Origin of the sequence: Streptomyces humi (assembly GCF_001005085.2) — a bacterium.
Lineage (GTDB): Bacteria > Actinomycetota > Actinomycetes > Streptomycetales > Streptomycetaceae > Streptomyces > Streptomyces humi.
This window is the reverse complement of record NZ_LBMU02000070.1, coordinates 61,245-78,837: the sequence shown is the minus strand read 5'-3', so window position 1 is coordinate 78,837 and position 17,593 is coordinate 61,245. Positions and strand designations below refer to the sequence as shown.

Annotated in this window: 15 protein-coding genes; 8 read left to right on the top strand and 7 right to left on the bottom strand. The window is 73.1% G+C overall.

From position 1 onward, the window contains the following. The first annotated feature begins 106 nt into the window (after nucleotides 1–106). The 4 genes from AAW13_RS28540 (at nucleotide 107) to AAW13_RS28525 (ending at nucleotide 7,293) form a co-directional block, all read left to right on the top strand. Nucleotides 107–2,755, top strand: a complete 2,649-nt coding sequence (locus AAW13_RS28540; RefSeq protein WP_046731503.1) for a CocE/NonD family hydrolase — start codon at nucleotides 107–109, stop codon at nucleotides 2,753–2,755. Then, the gene (locus AAW13_RS28535) at nucleotides 2,752–3,615 is read left to right on the top strand and encodes an ABC transporter permease (RefSeq protein WP_046731504.1); all 864 of its coding nucleotides are present in this window, start codon (nucleotides 2,752–2,754) and stop codon (nucleotides 3,613–3,615) included. The genes AAW13_RS28540 and AAW13_RS28535 overlap by 4 nt, the downstream gene beginning before the upstream one ends. 168 nt (nucleotides 3,616–3,783) lie before the next feature. Continuing rightward, complete coding sequence (locus tag AAW13_RS28530; RefSeq protein WP_046731505.1) at nucleotides 3,784–5,271, top strand: vWA domain-containing protein; 1,488 nt, start codon at nucleotides 3,784–3,786, stop codon at nucleotides 5,269–5,271. A gap of 81 nt (nucleotides 5,272–5,352) precedes the next feature. Beyond that, entirely contained in the window at nucleotides 5,353–7,293 is a 1,941-nt protein-coding gene (locus tag AAW13_RS28525) for an AMP-dependent synthetase/ligase (RefSeq protein ID WP_046731506.1), read from the top strand. Between the two features lie 101 nt (nucleotides 7,294–7,394). Here the strand turns inward: AAW13_RS28525 and AAW13_RS28520 are convergent, their stop codons facing one another. Together AAW13_RS28520 and AAW13_RS28515 are read right to left on the bottom strand one after the other, a co-directional pair. Continuing rightward, nucleotides 7,395–7,805, bottom strand: a complete 411-nt coding sequence (locus tag AAW13_RS28520; RefSeq protein WP_046731507.1) for a rodlin — start codon at nucleotides 7,803–7,805, stop codon at nucleotides 7,395–7,397. A 155-nt stretch (nucleotides 7,806–7,960) separates the two neighbouring features. Beyond that, nucleotides 7,961–8,374 (bottom strand): rodlin, encoded by a 414-nt coding sequence (locus AAW13_RS28515; protein WP_046731508.1) that lies wholly within the window; start codon nucleotides 8,372–8,374, stop codon nucleotides 7,961–7,963. A 267-nt stretch (nucleotides 8,375–8,641) separates the two neighbouring features. On the opposite strand from AAW13_RS28515, the gene AAW13_RS28510 reads away from it, so the two are divergent. The 3 genes from AAW13_RS28510 (at nucleotide 8,642) to AAW13_RS45100 (ending at nucleotide 10,912) form a co-directional block, all read left to right on the top strand. Continuing rightward, complete coding sequence (locus AAW13_RS28510) at nucleotides 8,642–9,058, top strand: rodlin (protein ID WP_046731509.1); 417 nt, start codon at nucleotides 8,642–8,644, stop codon at nucleotides 9,056–9,058. A gap of 281 nt (nucleotides 9,059–9,339) precedes the next feature. Beyond that, nucleotides 9,340–9,567 (top strand): chaplin, encoded by a 228-nt coding sequence (locus AAW13_RS28505; protein ID WP_046731541.1) that lies wholly within the window; start codon nucleotides 9,340–9,342, stop codon nucleotides 9,565–9,567. Between the two features lie 121 nt (nucleotides 9,568–9,688). Then, nucleotides 9,689–10,912 (top strand): LPXTG cell wall anchor domain-containing protein, encoded by a 1,224-nt coding sequence (locus AAW13_RS45100; RefSeq protein WP_240528766.1) that lies wholly within the window; start codon nucleotides 9,689–9,691, stop codon nucleotides 10,910–10,912. Between the two features lie 214 nt (nucleotides 10,913–11,126). On the opposite strand, the gene AAW13_RS28495 is transcribed toward AAW13_RS45100, so the two are convergent. Next, entirely contained in the window at nucleotides 11,127–12,458 is a 1,332-nt protein-coding gene (locus AAW13_RS28495; protein WP_046731510.1) for a carboxylate--amine ligase, read from the bottom strand. A gap of 123 nt (nucleotides 12,459–12,581) precedes the next feature. Here AAW13_RS28495 and AAW13_RS28490 point away from each other — a divergent pair, with 123 nt between their 5' ends. Continuing rightward, nucleotides 12,582–13,964, top strand: coding sequence for a glycoside hydrolase family 26 protein (locus AAW13_RS28490; protein ID WP_046731511.1), 1,383 nt, complete (start codon nucleotides 12,582–12,584; stop codon nucleotides 13,962–13,964). Here AAW13_RS28490 and AAW13_RS28485 read toward each other — a convergent pair. The 4 genes from AAW13_RS28485 to AAW13_RS28470 are packed head-to-tail and all read right to left on the bottom strand — an operon-like array spanning nucleotide 13,961 to nucleotide 17,561. Further along, on the bottom strand, nucleotides 13,961–15,097 hold the full coding sequence (locus AAW13_RS28485; RefSeq protein WP_046731512.1) for a GNAT family N-acetyltransferase: 1,137 nt from the start codon (nucleotides 15,095–15,097) through the stop codon (nucleotides 13,961–13,963). The two genes, AAW13_RS28490 and AAW13_RS28485, sit on opposite strands and share 4 nt — an antisense overlap. Continuing rightward, nucleotides 15,094–15,735, bottom strand: a complete 642-nt coding sequence (locus AAW13_RS47045) for a YveK family protein (protein ID WP_046731513.1) — start codon at nucleotides 15,733–15,735, stop codon at nucleotides 15,094–15,096. The genes AAW13_RS28485 and AAW13_RS47045 overlap by 4 nt, the downstream gene beginning before the upstream one ends. Further along, on the bottom strand, nucleotides 15,732–16,871 hold the full coding sequence (locus AAW13_RS28475) for a glycosyltransferase (protein WP_046731514.1): 1,140 nt from the start codon (nucleotides 16,869–16,871) through the stop codon (nucleotides 15,732–15,734). The genes AAW13_RS47045 and AAW13_RS28475 overlap by 4 nt, the downstream gene beginning before the upstream one ends. Next, nucleotides 16,872–17,561: a polysaccharide deacetylase family protein gene (locus tag AAW13_RS28470; protein WP_046731515.1), complete on the bottom strand. Its 690-nt coding sequence runs from the start codon at nucleotides 17,559–17,561 to the stop codon at nucleotides 16,872–16,874. It abuts the gene before it with no gap. Nucleotides 17,562–17,593 lie beyond the last annotated feature (32 nt).

The window sequence follows — 17,593 nt, the reverse complement described above, 5'->3', positions numbered from 1 at the left end:
GTACCGCGCCTGAAGTACGCGGTGCGGGCCCGTACTCCTCGGGGATGGCCCGCTGTTCAGCCCATCGTCGGCATCCGTTGTCGGTCCCGCGCCGTACCGTTGAGGCATGGATCTTCGACTGCCCGCCTGGCGAGCCCTGCTCCGGCGGCCGCGACGGCTACTGCCCGCCGCGGCCGCCGTCGTGGTGCTGGTCGGCACCGGCACATGGACGGCCGTCGCCGCCACCGACGACACACCGGCGGTGCACCGGGCCGACAAGGTCATGGCGGTGGACGGGGTGCGTCTGGACACCTCGTTCTTCACCACCGCCGGCACCGGCCGGCGCCCCGCGGTCCTCCTCGCCCACGGCTTCGGCGGCAGCAAGGACGACATGCGCGCCGAGGCCGAGGACCTCGCCCGCGACGGCTACGCGGTCCTCACCTGGTCCGCCCGCGGCTTCGGCAGGTCCACCGGAAAGATCGGCCTCAACGACCCGAAGGGCGAGGTCGCCGACGTCTCCCGGCTCATCGACTGGCTGGCGAAGCAGCCCCAGGTACAGCTGGACAAACCCGGCGACCCCCGCGTCGGCATGGCCGGCGGCTCCTACGGCGGCGCGATCTCCCTCCTCACCGCCGGACACGACGACCGCGTCGACGCCATCGCCCCGTCGATCACGTACTGGAACCTCGCGGACGCCCTGTTCCCGGACGGCGTCTTCAAGAAGCTCTGGGCCGGCATCTTCTTCAACACCGGCGGCGGCTGCGCGCGGTTCCAGCCCGAGCTGTGCGCGATGTACGACCGGGTCGCCGAGGCGGGCAAGCCGGACGCCGCCGCGGTCAGGCTCCTCGAAGAACGCTCCCCGTCGGCCGTCGCGAGCCGCATCAAGGTGCCGACCCTGCTCTTCCAGGGCCAGACCGACTCCCTGTTCACCCTCTCCCAGTCGGACGCGGCGGCGAAGGCCGTCAAGGCCAACGGCGCCCCCGTCGACGTCGACTGGATCGCCGGCGGCCACGACGGCGGCGACCTGGAGACCGGCCGCGTCGAGGCCCGCGTGACCTCCTGGTTCGACCGGTACCTGAAGGGCGACAAGGCCACCGACACCGGCCCGGCCTTCCGGATCACCCGCACGGGCGGCGTCGACTCCACCAACGGCACGGCCCAGCTGCGCGGCGCGACCGCCGACAGCTACCCGGGCCTGACGGGCGACCGGCGCGACATCGCCCTCAAGGGCGGCACCCAGCGCGTCCAGAACCCGGCCGGCGCCAGCCCGCCCGGCGTCTCCGCGCTGCCCGGCCTCGGCGGCGGCGGACTCGCCCAGCTCTCCTCCCTCGGCGTCGGCGTATCCCTGGACTTCCCCGGCCAGTACGCCCGTTTCGACTCGGCACCGGTCGCCGACAACGTGCAGATCACCGGCACCCCCACGGCCACCGTCCACCTCACCTCGACCAGCGACGACGCCGTCCTCTTCGGCAAGGTGTACGACGTCGGCCCCGACGGCACCCAGCAGGTGCTGCCCGCCCAGCTGGTCGCCCCGGTCCGGGTCACGGGCGCCAAGGCCGGCAAGGACGTCACCATCACCCTCCCGGCCATCGACCACGAGGTCCAGAAGGGCCACCGGCTGCGCCTCGTCCTCGCCTCCACCGACCTCGGCTACGCCTCCCCGACCGCCCCGGCCACCTACACCGTCTCCCTCAAGAGCCCCCTGAGCGTGCCGACGGCACCCCAGGTGGACACGGCCGCCGCACCGCTGCCCGCCTGGGTGTGGTGGCTGCCGCTGGCCGGCGCGCTGGCCGCCCTGGCCCTGCTGCTCACCGGCCGCCGCCGGACCGCCACCCAGCCCCCCGCCCCGGCACTCGCCGAAGTCCCGCTCCAGATAACGGACCTGAGCAAGCGCTACGCACGCTCCACCGACCGGTACGCGGTACGGGAGCTGTCCTTCCGCGTCGAACAGGGCCAGGTCCTCGGCCTCCTCGGCCCCAACGGCGCGGGCAAGACCACCACACTGCGCATGCTGATGGGCCTGATCAAGCCGGACGGCGGCGAGATCCGGGTCTTCGGACACGCCGTCCGCCCCGGCGCGCCCGTGCTCTCCCGGGTCGGCGCCTTCGTGGAGGGCGCGGGCTTCCTGCCGCACCTGTCCGGCCGGGAGAACCTGGAGCTGTACTGGCAGGCCACCGGCCGCCCGCCCGAGGACGCCCACCTGGAGGAGGCCCTGGAGATCGCGGGCCTCGGCGACGCACTGGCCCGCGCGGTCCGCACGTACTCCCAGGGCATGCGCCAACGCCTCGCCATCGCCCAGGCCATGCTCGGCCTGCCGGACCTGCTCATCCTCGACGAACCGACCAACGGCCTCGACCCGCCGCAGATCCGTGAGATGCGCGAGGTGATGATCCGCTACGCGGCCGCCGGCCGGACGGTGATCGTCTCCAGCCACCTCCTCGCCGAGGTCGAGCAGTCCTGCACCCACCTAGTGGTGATGGACCGCGGCCGGCTGATACAGGCCGGCCCGGTCGCCGAGATCGTCGGCTCCGGGGACACCCTCCTGGTCGGCACCGGCACCCCCGTGGAGGAACCCGTCGTGGAGAAGGTCGCCGCGCTGCCCGGCGTCGCCACGGTGACCCGCACCGACGACGGTCTGCTCGTCCGCATGGAGCCCGGCGGCAGCGCCCCGCACCTGGTCGCCGAACTCGTACGGCTCGACGTCCAGGTGGCCTCGGTTGGCCCGCACCGCCGGCTCGAAGACGCCTTCCTGACCCTGATCGGAGGTTCCGCATGAGCACCGTCACCGAGAACGCCGCGGTCGCCTCCGGCTACCGGGCGGGCCGCACCCTGCCCCTGCGCGTCGAACTGGTCCGCCAGTTCAAGCGGCGCCGGACGCTGGTCATGGGTGGCATCCTGGCCGTACTGCCGTTCGTGCTGCTCATAGCGTTCGCGATCGGCGGGCAACCGGGCCGGGAGAACGGCCAGGTCACCCTCCTGGACACAGCCACCGCGTCGGGCGCCAACTTCGCCGCGGTCAACCTGTTCGTCTCGGCGGGCTTCCTGCTGGTCATCCCGGTCGCCCTGTTCTGCGGGGACACGGTCGCCTCCGAGGCCGGCTGGTCCTCCCTGCGTTACCTGCTCGCCGCGCCCGTGCCGAGGGCCCGGCTGCTCTGGTCCAAGCTGGTCGTCGCGCTCGGCCTCAGCCTCGCCGCGATGATCCTGCTGCCGCTGGTCGCCCTGGCCGTCGGCACCGCCGCCTACGGCTGGGGGCCGCTCCAGATCCCCACCGGCGGCGCGCTGGACACCGCCACCGCGGGCCAGCGCCTCGCGGTCGTGGTCGCGTACATCTTCCTGTCCCAACTGGTCACCGCCGGGCTGGCGTTCTGGCTGTCCACGAAGACCGACGCACCGCTCGGCGCGGTCGGCGGCGCCGTCGGCCTGACCATCGTCGGCAACGTCCTGGACGCGGTCACCGCCCTCGGCCACTGGCGCGACTTCCTGCCCGCGCACTGGCAGTTCGCCTGGGCGGACGCCGTACAGCCGCACCCCGAGTGGTCCGGCATGATCCAGGGCACCGCGGTCTCCGTGACGTACGCCCTGGTCCTGTTCGCCCTGGCCTTCCGGGGGTTCGCCCGCAAGGACGTGGTGTCCTAGGGGGTTTCCCCCAGATCACCGGACGATCTCCCTCCGGACTCGAAAGCCCTGGTCCGTGGCCCGTTCGAGATCCATCCGCAACGCATCGGAGCGCACGTTCCGGGCGCCTGCGCCGTCAGAGTCGACGACAAGCCAGGAAGTCGACTCCGACCGGCACAGGGGGTACTCATGACGGACCGACACCGGACCCGCCGACAGACCTGCGGGTCACTGCTCGCCGTCGCCGCCGCGGGCGCGCTGCTGCTGACGGCGTGCGGCGCCGGCGAGGACCACGCCAACGGCCCGAGCCACAGCAAGGGTCTCCCGGCCCCCTCCCAGGCGCGGGGCGACGGACCCACCTCGTCCGGCACCGCCCCGTCCTCCGGCCACCTCTCCACCTTCGCCCTCGACGTCGACACCGCCTCCTACGGCTACGCCCGCCGGATCCTCGCCGACGGCGGCCGTCCCGACCCCTCCACCATCCGGCCCGAGGAGTTCGTCAACAGCTTCCGCCAGGACTACCGCGCCCCCGAGCACAACGGCTTCTCGGTCACCGTCGACGGCGCCCGCACCAGCCGGCCGGACTGGTCCCTGGTCCGCGTCGGCCTCACCACCCGCCCTGCCGACGGCACCGAACGCCCCCCGGCCGCCCTGACGTTCGTCATCGACGTCTCCGGCTCCATGGACGAGCCCGGCCGCCTCGACCTCGCCAAGAAGTCCCTGGACACGATGACCGACCGGCTGCGCGACGACGACTCGGTGGCGATCGTCACCTTCAGCGAACACGCGGAGACGGTCCTGCCGATGACCCGCCTCGGCGGCCACCGCACCGAGATCCACCGCGCCGTGGACCGGCTGCGGGCCCGCTACTCGACCAACCTCGGCGAGGGCGTGGAGACCGGCTACGCCACCGCCGTCGAGGGCCTGCGCAAGGACGCCACCAACCGCGTCGTGCTGATCTCCGACGCCCTCGCCAACGACGGCGAGACGGACCCGGACGCCATCCTCCGGCGCATCGACGGCGACCGCCGCGAGTACGGCATCACCCTGTTCGGCGTGGGAGTCGGCAGCGACTACGGCGACGCGCTGATGGAACGCCTGGCCGACAAGGGCGACGGGCACACGGCGTACGTCTCGGACACCGCCACCGCGACCGACGTCTTCTGCCGGCAACTGCCGGAGAACATCGACCTGGTGGCCCGGGACGCCAAGGCCCAGGTCGCCTTCGACCCGCACACGGTCGCCGAGTTCCGCCTGATCGGCTACCAGGACCGCAAGGTCGCCGACGAGGACTTCCGCAACGACCAGGTCGACGGCGGCGAGACAGGTCCCGGCCACACGGTCACCGCGCTCTACGCCGTCCGCACCAACCCCGGCACGGACGGCCACCTGGCCACCGCCACGGTGCGCTGGCTGGACCCCGACACCCGCACCCCGCACGAGAACACGGGCTCGATGGAGACGGCGGCCCTGCACGACAGCGTCTGGTCGGCGTCCCCCCGCTTCCAGGTGACAGCGGTGGCGGCCTACTTCGCGGACGCACTGGCGGGCGGGGACTACGACATCCCGGGCAGCCAGAGTCTGGGCAGGCTTCAGGCCAGGGCCGCGACTTTGGCCAAGGTGACGGAGGACAAGGACGTGGCGGACCTCGCGAGGGCCATCCAGGAGGCCGGCTGAAACGCCCTGTCAGGGCCGCGCCCGGAACTGAAGCCGCCCAGCCCGTTGACCCGACCTTACTTACGAGTAAGTTGACGCCCCATGGGCGTACGCAAGGACCTCAGACGGGCAAGACAACGCACCGACTTGGCCGACCGCGGCAGGGTCCGGGTCACCAGGGACGCGGAGGGAGTCGTACGGGAGGTGCACCGGGAACCCCTGGCCCCACCCCTCACCACCGGCTCCCTCGCGGACCTCCCCTACACCAACGCCACCGAGAATCCCGACGCCACGGCTCTACGGCGCCCCGGCGGCCCGGTCACCGCGCAGGACTTCGCCGCTCAGGTGACCTCCGTCGCCAAGGGGCTGATCGCCGCAGGCGTCGCCGCAGGCGACCGCGTGGCCGTCATGTCCCGCACCCGCTACGAGTGGACGGTCCTCGACTTCGCCGTCTGGGCGGCGGGCGGCGTGACCGTCCCCGTGTACCCCACCTCGGCCGCGGCCCAGGTCGACTGGATCGTCCGGGACTCCGGTGCCCGGCACGTCGTCACCGAGACCCCGCAGCACACGGCCACCGTCGTCGCCGGCACCGCCGCCCACCCGGGGACCCCCCGGATCTGGGAACTCGACGCGGGCGCCGTCACCGAGCTCAGCGCCCTCGGCCGGGACGTCCCCGCCGAGGAGGTCGCCAAGCGTCGTGCCGCCCTCACCCCCGACACGGTCGCCACCGTCTGCTACACCTCCGGCACCACCGGCCGTCCCAAGGGCTGTGTCCTCACCCACGCCAACCTGCACGCCGAGGCCGCCAACACGGTCGAACTGCTGCACCCCGTCTTCCAGGCGGTCACCGGCCGCACCGCGTCCACTCTGCTGTTCCTCCCGCTCGCCCACATCCTGGGCCGCACCCTCCAGATCGCCTGTCTGATGGGCCGCATCGAGATGGGCCACTTCCCGAGCGTGAAGCCGGACGAACTGCGGCCCGCGCTCAGGGAGTTCAGGCCGACGTTCCTGGTCGGGGTGCCGTATCTCTTCGAGAAGATCCACGACACGGGCCGGGCCACCGCCGAGAGGATCGGCCGGGCCGCCTCCTTCGACCGCGCCGAGCGGATCGGCGTGCGCTTCGCCGAGGCCTACCTGGAGAAGTTCCTCGGCACGGGCGGCCGCAGCGGGAAGGACGGCCGCGGGGCCAAGGGCCCCGGACCCGGACTGTACGCCGCCTGGGCGCTCTACGACCTGCTGGTCTACCGCCGTATCCGCAAGGAACTCGGCGGCCGGATGCGGTACGCGATCAGCGGCGGTTCCCCGCTCGACCGAGACCTCAACCTCTTCTTCCAGGCCGCCGGGATCGTCGTCTACGAGGGTTACGGCCTGACCGAGACCAGTGCCGCCGCCACCGTCGTGCCGCCGCTGGCGCCCCGTCCCGGCACCGTCGGACAGCCCGTGCCCGGCACGGCCGTCCGGATCGCCGACGACGGCGAGGTGCTGATCAAGGGGCCGGTGGTCTTCGGGGCGTACTGGAACGATCCGGCCGCCACCGCAGAAGTGCTGGCGGCGGACGGCTGGTTCGCGACCGGCGACCTCGGATCGCTCGACGCCGACGGCTATCTCACCATCACCGGCCGGAAGAAGGACATCCTGGTCACCTCCGGCGGCAAGAACGTCTCGCCGGCCGTCCTGGAGGACCGGCTGCGCAGCCGGGCGCCCGTCGGGCAGTGCCTGGTGGTCGGCGACAACCGGCCCTTCGTCGCCGCGCTGATCACCCTCGATCCGGAGGCGGTCGCCCACTGGCTGTCCGTACGGAAGCTGCCGCCGGACACCCCGCTCGCCGAGCTGGTGCGCGACGACCGGATGCGGGCCGAGGTGCAGAAGGCCGTCGACCACGCCAACCAGGCCGTCTCCCGGGCCGAGTCGATCCGCTCCTTCGCGCTCGTCGAGGGCGAGTTCAGCGAGGACAACGGCCTGCTCACGCCGTCCCTGAAGGTCAGACGGCACGCGGTGACCGCCCGCTACAGGGCCGAGATCGAGGCGCTGTACCGGAAGTGACCGGGGGGATGACCGGGGGAGTGACCGGGGGAGTGACCGGCACGACGAAGGCGGCGGGCCACCGGAGAACCGGTGACCCGCCGCCCGCTGGGCTTCCGGACCTACTTGTTGCCGGTGCCGTTCGCCGAGAGGGCAGCGATGTCGTCCAGGATGTGCGACAGCGGCTCGTCGCCCTTGGCCTGGGTGGAGTTCTCCACGCACTGCTGGTTCTGCGGCGCGGACAGGATCGGCACGTCCTGGGCGACGCCGACGGCGACCGCACCGACCAGACCCTGGAGGTTCGCCTTCGCCGGGAGACCGATGCACGGCTTGTTCAGCGAGCCCTGGACCAGCGAGAGCTGCGGGCTCATGTCGCCGAACGTGGCCGAGTTGCCGAACTCCGACTTGGCGTCGTTGCCGCTGAGGGAGGTGGTGCCGTTGTCGTTGCCGGTGGCCAGGGCCTGGGGGGCGGCCGTGGCGGCGAATCCGGCGACGGTGACGGCGACAGCCGCGGTTGCCCACAGCTTCTTCATGTTGGTTCCCTTTCGAAAGGCGGACTCCGGGGAGGAGCTGCGTGATCGTCAACGGCCGCGGACCCGCCTGGGTTGCGTGGTTTGCCCCGATTGGCGTAGCGCAGTGCGATCATTCGACTGGCGCCCTCGCGCAGGGGCCCGGAGAGCTTCCGGACTTACTTGTTGCCGGTGCCGTTCGCGGACAGCGCCGAGATGTCGTCCAGGATGTGCGACAGCGGCTCGTCGCCCTTGGCCTGGGTGGAGTTCTCCACGCACTGCTGGTTCTGCGGCGCGGACAGGATCGGCACGTCCTGGAGGACGCCGACGGCGCCCAGGCCGGCCAGCCCCTGGAGGTTCAGCTTCGCCGGGAGGCCGATGCAGGGCTTGTTGAAGGAGCCCTGGATGAGCGCCATCTGGGGGCTCATGTTGCCGAACGTGGCGGAGTTGCCGAACGCCTGCTGGGCGTCGTTGCCACTGAAGGAGGTGGTGCCGTGGTCGTTGCCGGTGGCCAGGGCCGGCGCGGCGGCGGCAGCGGAGACGCCGACGACGGAGGCGGCGACAGCGGCGGCGGCCAGAACCTTCTTGATCACTTGTCAGTTCCCTTCTGAGGACACCCCGTCCACCGGAGCGCACTGGTCAACTGCGCGTGTTCCGTTTGGTTGCTCCGCTTCACTCCAATGGCCCACCGGACGGTAATCCCCCGATGCGGCGCCGGGCCCGGATTCCCGGGGAATTGCGGGAGGGGGGCGGTCCGAACGGGTGACGTGCCGGATCGCGCCGCAACCATTCGGGTTGCGAGCGGTTGATGCCGGGCAGGAACGTCCGTCTTGGCCTGGAGCCAGGAAAGGAAAAGCGAAATGCTGAAGAAGGCAATGGCCGCGGCGGCGGTCGCCGTGTCCGTCGTAGGTGTGTCGGCGGCGGCAGCCCCCCAGGCGCTTGCCACCGGGAACGACCACGGCACCACCTCCGCCAGTGGCAACGGCGCCCGCGAGACGTTCGGCAACCAGGTGACCAAGGGCAAGATGAGCCCGCAGGCCACCCTGGTCCAGAGCTCGCTCAACAAGCTCTGTGTCGGCCTCCCGGTGAAGGCGAACGCCCAGGGGATCCTCGGTCTCATCGCGGCCGTCGGGGTGGCCCAGGACATCCCGGTCCTGTCCGCGCCGCAGAACCAGCAGTGCGCCGAGAACTCCACCCAGGCCAAGGGTGACGAGCCGGCGTCGCACGTGCTGGACGACATCGCGGTCCTCGCGGCCAACGGCGTCGCCAACCAGTGACCCCGGTCCCGAAAAGCCCGTCCGGGCGGTGCGCGTTCATGCGCCGCCCGGGCGGGCTTTCGTCGTGTCCGGATAATTCCCGCTGTCAGAAGAAGCGTTTCCGCTCTTTGTGTCAATTCTGTGAAGGCGTTCGAGTGAATTAACCGACGGCGCGCGTTCCATAGTTTCTCCGGCTGTCTATTCCTCGTTCTACAGCCTGCCGGTCATGGTGCGAGCCGTTCATGCTGTGCTCGCTCGGCTTCGGCCGACACACGGGCATGACCGCAGAGAAGGGAAAGTTCATGAAGAAGACCGCTGCTGTGGTCGCCGGCGTGATCCTGGCGCTGGGCGGTGCCGTCCCGGCCTTCGCCGACGCGGGTGCGCAGGGTGCCGCCACCAACTCCCCGGGCGCCGTCTCCGGCAACGTGATCGAGGTCCCGGTCCACGTCCCGGTCGAGGTCTGCGGCGACACCGTCGACGTCATCGCGCTGCTGGACCCGGCGCTCGCCAACGCCTGCGCCAACGACTGACGGCGTCACACACACCGCACCAGCCCCCCGGCTGTGTCATGGCCGGCCTCGGACCGTCGATCCTTTGCATCCGCGTTCCGAGGCCGGCTTTCCCACTTCTTCAAGCAGGAAGACAACGAGATTGCGACAGACCCTCAGCAGGGGAATGCTCGCGGCCGCCGCCGCGACGAGCATTCTGTCCCTGTACGGCAGTCCCGCGCTCGCCGGCACGGACGCGACCGGGGCCGCAGCCGGCCAGCCGGGTGTCGTGTCCGGTAGCGACGCCCGTGACCCGGCGAGTGTTCCGGCCGACGCCTGCGGCAACTCCTGTGCGAACGGCTCGGGTTCGGACGACCACACCACCGACCGCGCCCCCGAGGCGGCAGCCCCCGAAGCCCCGGCGCCCGAAGCCCCGGCGCCCGAAGCCCCGGCTCCTGAAGCCCCGGCTCCTGAAGTCGCGGCTCCCGAGGCGGCCGCCCCGGCGGAAGCAGCTCCCGAGGCGGCGGCTCCCGAAGTGGCCGCCCCGGCGGAGGCCGCTCACGAGGTGGCGGCCCCCGAGGCAGCAGCCCCCGAGGCGGCAGCCCCCGAGGCGGCCGACCGGACCGAGGCCGCCCCCGCCGAAGCCGCCCACGAGGTGGCCGACCATGTCCAGGCCGTGCACCAGGAGGCCGCCCGCGCGGAGGCCGGCCAGGACGACTCGGGCCACGGCGGCCCGGGCGACGGCGCCACGGTTCACGGAGCCGAGGCGTCCGCCGGCAGCGAGTCCGGCACCACTCCGCCGTCCGGCGACCGTGAGACGCCCCCGGCCCACGGCGACAAGGCGCCCACCGGCTACGGCGAGGAGTCCCCGTCCGCGTACGGCGAGGAGTCCCCGTCCGCGTACGGTGACCACGCCCCGCCCCCTTACGGCGACCAGTCCCCGTCCGCGTACGGCGAGGAGTCCCCGTCCGCGTACGGCGACCACACCCCGCCTCCTTACGGCGACCACAGCCCACCCGCTTACGGCGAGCACACCCCGCCCGCTCACGGCCAGCAGTCCCCGCCCGCGTACGGCGACCACACCCCGTCCGGCTACGGCGAGGAGTCCCCGCCTCCGCACACCAAACCGCCGCACACCAAACCCCCGCACACCAAACCCCCGACGTCCCCGCCGCCCACCACGCAGCCGCCGACGTCGCCCCCTCCCTACACGCAGCCGCCGAAGCCGCCGCACCACGGCCACCACCATGGGCACCACCATCACCGGCCCACCCTGCCGCACACCGGCAGCGAGGCCATGATCGCGACCTCGGCCGTCAGCGCCGCGCTGATCGCGGGTGGGGCGATCCTGTTCCGCCGGGGCCGGGCCGCATCCCGTCGCCCGTAGCGGAGAACGGGTGCCGGACGCCCCAAACGTCCGGCACCCGTCCGTCAGCTTCCCACCGCGCCCGGCGTGCGCCCCCGTCGCCCCGCCGGGACGCCCCGGCCCGCCGCCGGGACCGGTCGGGCCGTGAACAGCACAGGGCAGGTCGACCCGAAGCCCCGGTTCGCCTCGGGCGCCCCGCCGGCCGCCGTCACCGGCGTCGTACGGGGGTCGTACATCAACGGCTGCCCGCCGTGCCGTCGTCGGACCTGTCGGTCAGGCCGGACACCCCGGAGAGCTCCCCGGCCGGGGCGGCGGCCACGGCGGGCTCCCCGGCCTGGCGGACCACTGCGGGGCGCGGATCCGGCACCGGGGCCGCCGTGGCGCGGCGCAGCCTGTCCAGGAGCCGGTCGAGCAGCCGGTCCGTCACATGCCGGCCCCACAGCGCCCACATCGCCAGCCCCGGCCCCCGGTCGTCCGGCGCGCTCCAGGCCAGTTCTCGGCCGCGCGGCGCCGGACGCAGCGCGCTGAGCGGCGCGTAGTTCTCCACCACGAACGCCCGCCCGGACAGTGGCACCCCCGCCGGCAGCGGACGGCGGGTCAGGTCCAGGTGCTGGGCGCGTACGACGTCCAGGCCGGTGCCGTCGGCGAAGAGCCGGAACTGGGCGCCCGGCCTGGGGTTGAAGTCGAGGAGGTGGTAGCGGCCGGTGCTGCCGCAGCGCCGGAAGTCCAGGTCGAAGATGCCCCGGAAGCCCAGTTCGCCGACGAGCCGCTCGGCCGACGCCTGGACCTGGTCGTTGGGCGTCCACCGGCCCACCGCGGTCAGTCCGGCGTCGCGCGGCCAGGACCGCTGCTTGCGGCCGGGCCCGCCCGCCCGCACCGCGCCGGTGCGGTCGGCGTAGCCGTGGAAGAACCAGTCGCGGTCCGGGCCCGGCGGCAGGAACTCCTGGAGCAGCAGCCTGCTGCCCGCCTCCTCCGTCCGCGCGAACAGCTCCCGGGCCTCCCGTGCCGAGCGCACCACGGCCGTGCTGCGCAGCCCGGACCCGGCCGGCACCAGCCAGGGGCGGCTCCACTTGGCGACCACCGGCAGCCCGAGCCGCCACGCGGCGGCCGCCGCCTGCTCGGCGCCGTCCGGGACCAGCGTCTCGGGGTGCGGGATCCCGGCCGCCGCGCACACCGCGGCCAACTCCGCCTTGTCGGCGACGCGTTCGGGCAGCGCACCGGGCTGCCGCGGCAGCAGGTACGCGGATGCGAGGTCCTCGCGGTACCGGCCGACCGCGATCGCGCTCGCGTCGTCCATCGGGATCAGCACCGCCGGACGGGCGATCCGCTCCGCCACCCGGCGCAGCACCGCCACGATCTCGGCGGGGGACGCGTCCGGCGCCGGCGGCGGATGCAACTGCCGTACGAAACGCGACCTGCGGACCGGACTTCCGGTGGCGTCGGCGACCACGTGGACCTCCACCCCGGCCCTGCCGAGCGAGCGCACGGCTCCCAGGGTGCCGTGGTGAAAGGGATTCCGGTCGATCCGCAGCAGAACCGCGGGCACTCGGATGTCTAGCAGCGACACGGACCTTTTCCTTCAATTCGGTTCACCCGTGCGGACGCTCGGGGCACCCGAAAGCCGCAGCCGCACTGGCGGAATTCATATTGATATGACTGAGTGTCAGTACCGGTGGAGAAAGGAGCAGGAATGGCTCCACAGCACAGAAAGCGGCCAGGGTTCAGGTCGTCCCGTCTGGCCGTGGTCGCGGTGGCGGTCGTCGCCTCGGCGACCCTGACGGCCGGCCTCGGGTTCGCCGCGGGCACGGGCGTGGTGCGGGTCGTCCCCCCGACACCGGCCGCCACGCCCACCCCGGCCGTCACGCCCACGACGTCCGTCCCGCCGTCGGCGGCTCCCCTGCCGGTACCGGCGCGTCCCACGCCGTCCGCGGCCGAGCCCGCCGGGGCGGCTCCGCCGGCCTTCGGGGCCTTCCTCGACTCCGGGCCGCTCGGGGTGGCCCGCATGGTGCAGCTGAGCGGCTGGCTGGGCGGCACCGAGCTCAAGGTCGCGCACACCTACCTGCCCGGCGACCGCTGGTCCGACATCGAGGGCGCCCCCGGTTTCCTGGACGTCTGGGCACACTGGCGGCGGGAGAAGGCCGACCGGACGCTCGTCCTGAACGTGCCCATGCAGGAACACAACGAGGACGGTCTCGGGGACGACGAGGTCCGCTCGCTGCTGCGGCAGGGCGCGGCCGGGGAGTTCGACCAGCACTTCCGGGCCCTCGCCGAACGGCTGGTGGAGCTGCGGGTGCCGGACACGGTCCTCGTGCTCGGCTGGGAGATGAACGGCATCACCTACTCCCATCGTTGCGGGCCCGACCCGGAGGCGTGGAAGAAGTACTGGAACAGGATCGTCACCACGATGCGCGCGGTGCCGGGCCAGAGGTTCCGGTTCGACTTCACGCCGAGCCGGGGCCGGGACGCCGTCCCGTGGACGGAGTGTTATCCCGGGGACCGTACGGTCGACGTCATCGGTATGGATTCCTACGACCAGCCGTCCGGGCTCTCCTTCGACGAACAGGTGCGGGAGCCCTACGGACTCCAGCAGCACGTGGATTTCGCGAAGGCCCACGGAAAACCCATTTCCTATCCGGAATGGGGCCTCTTCCGGAACGGTGACAACGCCGAGTACATGCGGCGGATGCTCGCCTGGATGGACGAGCACAAGCCGCTGTACAACACCGTGACCGACTACTGCCCGCACGGGGTCTGGCAGTGCTCGGCCAACCCGCGCTCGTCGCGGGTCTACCGCTCCGAGCTGTTCGGCAGAACCGAACCCACCACGCCGGCCCCGACACCCACACCCACACCCGCACCGGGCACCGGCACCCCGAGGCCGAACCCGACCCCGGCCCCTGCCCTGAGCCCGACCCCGAAGCCGGCGGTGACGCCGACGCCCGTGCCCACCGCCACGCCCACCCCCGTGTCCGCGCCCGACTGCGCGCCGATGGACCTGGGCGACTGGGTCGAGTACTGGCTCGGCGGGGAGCTCTGCCTCGACGTCGACTGGTGGTCGTCCGACGAGGACTAGTCCTGCCGGTGTTCCGTCTGTTCCCTGTGTTCCTTCCAACGACGCAGCACCTCCTTGACCCGCTGCCGGGCGGCGACGTCGCACAGTGCCGCCGTCAGCAGCGGGGCGGTGCGCCGCCGGGCCAGCAGCAGCCGCTGGTTGACGACCGGCCGGGGGCGCCAGTGATGCTTGTACGGCTCGTCGCCGCGCAGCAGGCTCAGCGCGCCCCGCTCGCTGGTGCCGGTGTGCTGGGTACAGGCGTCCAGCAGCATCACGGCCACGTCGGCCTTGCGCTCCCGCAGTCCCGGATGCGCCCCGTAGAGGTACCCGCCGGCCAGGCTCGGCGACAGCAGGGTGAGGTCGACGGCGACCACCTCGTCGTCGAGCCGGAACTCGGTGACCACCGCGTCCCCGGAACGCACCATCGGTCCGACCGAGCGCACCAGATGCTCCCGGAACCGGGACTGGAGGTGCTCGGTGGTCACCTTCCGTCCCTGCCACTGGAGCCGGTGCAGGTCGAGCAGCCGGCCGAGCGCCGCGTCGACGCCCTCCGGCGGTACGGCGTCCCGGCGCACCCCGAGCGAGCCCAGCTTGCGCAGCTTGGCGCGCACCCGCTGGGCCTTGCTCGACGGCAGCCGGGTGACCAGCTCGTCCATCGACACGGCGGGCAGCTCCAGACACAGCGAGTCGGGCACCTTCCGGCACGGCCCGCGCCAGCGGTCGTAGACCCGTTCCATCGCACCGCCCGGCCGCACCTCACGGAAGTCGATCAGTGCCGTCCGGGCCGCCCGTGCCAGCTCCCCGGTGAGGGCGGCCGCGGCCCGGCCGTCGTCGGCGTCGGCGAGCAGCACGTCGGCGTAGTCCGAGATCGCCCCGCCCAGCGGCACCAGCGCGGGCAGCGGTCGGCGCACCAGCATCAGCGGGGCCGCGCCGACGAGTTCACCGCCGTGCCGCACCAGGATCAGCCGCAGCCGGCCCGGGACGCCGTAGGAGCGCCACCAGGAGTGCAGCCAGGCGTGGCTCTGGAACGGGGTGGCCGTGCCGCACCGCTGGTAGAGGCGTCCCCAGGCGGGGGCCAGGGCGGCGAAGGCGCGCTCGTCGGTGACGAGTTCGGTGGTGTGCGCGGCGAGCGTCGGGTGGGCCGTCGTCGTCACAGCTGGCCGTGTACGTCGGCGGCGACGGCCGGACCGGGCACCGAGGCCTGCGGCGCGGTCTCCTCCGGGCGGCGCCGGGGCCGCATCAGCAGCACCAGGCCGGCCAGCAGCCCGCCCGCGCTCGCACCCACCAGACCGGTCACCTTCGGGGACGCCGAGGTGGGCGAGGTCGGCTTCGAGGCGCGGGAGAACTGGAGGAGTTCGACGTGGGTGTCGGCCTTGGTGTCGTTGGCGTGCTGGGTGAGCGAGCGGGCGACCGCGTTCGCCATGTCGGCGGCCTGAAGGGCGTGCGGCGAGGTCGCGGAGACGGCGACCATCGGCGCGTCCGGCGAGGTCTCCGTCTGCACGCTCTGCCGCAGGGTGTTCACCGGCACCCCGGCCCACAGCTGCGCGTCCCCGAGCACCGCGAGCTGGGTGGCGACCCGGCCGTAGGCCTGCGCGAAGCCCTGCGCGGTGGCGGTGTCCGACCGGTCGGTGGGGACGGCGATGACATAGCTGGTCGCCGTGTAGGTGGCCGGCTCGACCACGCCGTAGGCGCCGCCCAGCAGGCCGCCGGCGACGATCCCGGCCGCCAGCACCGACCAGGGCGGCAGCTTGCGGGCGAAGGGACGGGGGGCTCGGACGGGGTTCTCGGTCATGGCGTACTGACTCCCTGGGATGAGGTGGCGAGTGCGGCCGCGTAGACGTCCATGAGCTGGGCGGCGCTGCGGGTGATGCAGTAGTGACGGGCGGCCTCCGGCGCGGTGCGCGGACCACGTCCGGCGGCGCGGACGGCGGCGAGCGCCTCGGCGTAGGCACCGGCCCCGCCCCGGACCCGGCGGGCGCCCGGGGCGGCGGCGGGCGGCAGGTCCTCGACGGCGGGGCAGGAGGTGTAGAGCACCGGCAGTCCGGCGGCCAGCGCCTCGACGACCGCGAGTCCGAAGGCCTCCTCGGCCGACGGCGAGACCAGGACGTCCATGGCGGCGGCGAGCGCGGGCAGGTCGGGGTCCTCAGGACTGCCGGAGACGTACGGGCGTTCGCCGGTGAACAGCACCCGGCCGGCGACCCCGGCGGCCTCGGCGACCCGGCGCAGGATGTGCTCCTCCGGGCCCCCGCCCACCAGCAGCAGCCGGCAGTCCTCGGGGAGCTGGGCCAGCGCCCGGATCGCGACCCCGAACCGCTTGCCGGGCGCGAGCCGTCCGACCCCGCCGATGACATAGGCGTCCTCGGGGATCCCGAGGCGGGCCCGGGTGCGCCGCCGGGCGGCCGGGTCGAAGCGGAAGCGCTCCAGGTCGATGCCGTTCGGGACGACCTCGATCCGCGGCCCCGGCACCCCCCACCGGCGCAGCCGCTCGGCGACGGTGGGGGTGACGGCCACGGTGGACCGGCCGAGCCGCTCGCCCGCGAGGTACAACGCCCTTACTCCGGGAGTCAGTTCACGCCCTTCCAGCTGTGAGTCGCCGAGCGAGTGCTCGGTGGCGACGACGGCCCGGACCCCCGCGAGACGGGCGGCGAGCCGCCCGTACAGACAGGCCCGGTACAGGTGGGTGTGGACGAGGTCGTAGCGGCCCCGGCGGATCAGCCGGACCAGCCGGGGCAGCGCGGCCAGGTCCCGGTTCCCGGCCATCCCGAGATGGACCACCCGCACCCCGTCGGCGGTCAGCCCGTGCGCGACCGGACCGGGGTTGGTGAGCGTGACCACATCACAGTGGACCGGCAGGTGGCGGAGGAGCAGCCGCAGTTGCTGCTCCGCGCCGCCGACCCCGAGCCCCGTGATGACGTGCAGCGCCTTCATTCACACCCCCTCCACCGGGCGGCGCCGCAGCCGGTGCAGCCGGTACTTCAGGAACAGGCGCAGGGCGTTGTCGTTCTGGCCGATGTGCAGGCGGGGCAGGGCGTGCACGCCGTTCAGGTCGCCGGGGTCGATGGCGCAGGCGTAGCCGTATCCCGCGTCCCGCACCGCGTCCACGGCACGCCGGTCGACGGCGCCGTAGGGGTAGCAGAAGCCGGTCACGGGGGACTGGGTCAGGTCCTCCAGCAACGCCCGGCTGCCGGCCACCTCGGCCCGGACCGTGTCCGCGTCGGCCCGCGTCAGGTCGACGTGGGTCAGCCCGTGCGAACCGATCTCCACACCGCCCGCCGCGGCCCGCCGGATCCCGTCCGCGGTGAGCAGCGGTCTGCGCCGGCCGAGCGGATCCCAGGCGTTGTTGCCGCCGAGCCGGCCGGGCAGCACGAAAAGGGTCGCGCCGCAGCCCCAGCGGTCGAGCAGCGGCAGCGCGTGGTCGAGGAAGTCGGCGTACCCGTCGTCGAAGGTCAGCCCCACCAGCCGGCGCCCCGCGCCGCGCGCCCGGGCGGCCAGCAGTTCGCCCACCGACACCCCGCGCAGGCCACGCCTGCGCACCCAGCTCAGCTGTTTCTCCAGCCGTTCGGGGGTGACGGTGATCCGGTACGGGTCGTCGGAACGGTCGCCCACGGAGTGGTACATGGCGACCCAGGGGACCGGGCCGGTGTGGCCTG

What these genes read in the sequence shown, in the direction of transcription:
- AAW13_RS28525 (WP_046731506.1), top strand. Translation starts at nt 5,353, where the DNA reads ATGGGCGTACGCAAGGACCTCAGACGGGCAAGACAACGCACCGACTTG.
- AAW13_RS28470 (WP_046731515.1), bottom strand. Translation starts at nt 17,561, where the DNA reads ATGTACCACTCCGTGGGCGACCGTTCCGACGACCCGTACCGGATCACC.
- AAW13_RS47045 (WP_046731513.1), bottom strand. Translation starts at nt 15,735, where the DNA reads ATGACCGAGAACCCCGTCCGAGCCCCCCGTCCCTTCGCCCGCAAGCTG.
- AAW13_RS28505 (WP_046731541.1), top strand. Translation starts at nt 9,340, where the DNA reads ATGAAGAAGACCGCTGCTGTGGTCGCCGGCGTGATCCTGGCGCTGGGC.
- AAW13_RS28520 (WP_046731507.1), bottom strand. Translation starts at nt 7,805, where the DNA reads ATGAAGAAGCTGTGGGCAACCGCGGCTGTCGCCGTCACCGTCGCCGGA.
- AAW13_RS28530 (WP_046731505.1), top strand. Translation starts at nt 3,784, where the DNA reads ATGACGGACCGACACCGGACCCGCCGACAGACCTGCGGGTCACTGCTC.
- AAW13_RS28535 (WP_046731504.1), top strand. Translation starts at nt 2,752, where the DNA reads ATGAGCACCGTCACCGAGAACGCCGCGGTCGCCTCCGGCTACCGGGCG.
- AAW13_RS28475 (WP_046731514.1), bottom strand. Translation starts at nt 16,871, where the DNA reads ATGAAGGCGCTGCACGTCATCACGGGGCTCGGGGTCGGCGGCGCGGAG.
- AAW13_RS28490 (WP_046731511.1), top strand. Translation starts at nt 12,582, where the DNA reads ATGGCTCCACAGCACAGAAAGCGGCCAGGGTTCAGGTCGTCCCGTCTG.
- AAW13_RS28540 (WP_046731503.1), top strand. Translation starts at nt 107, where the DNA reads ATGGATCTTCGACTGCCCGCCTGGCGAGCCCTGCTCCGGCGGCCGCGA.
- AAW13_RS28510 (WP_046731509.1), top strand. Translation starts at nt 8,642, where the DNA reads ATGCTGAAGAAGGCAATGGCCGCGGCGGCGGTCGCCGTGTCCGTCGTA.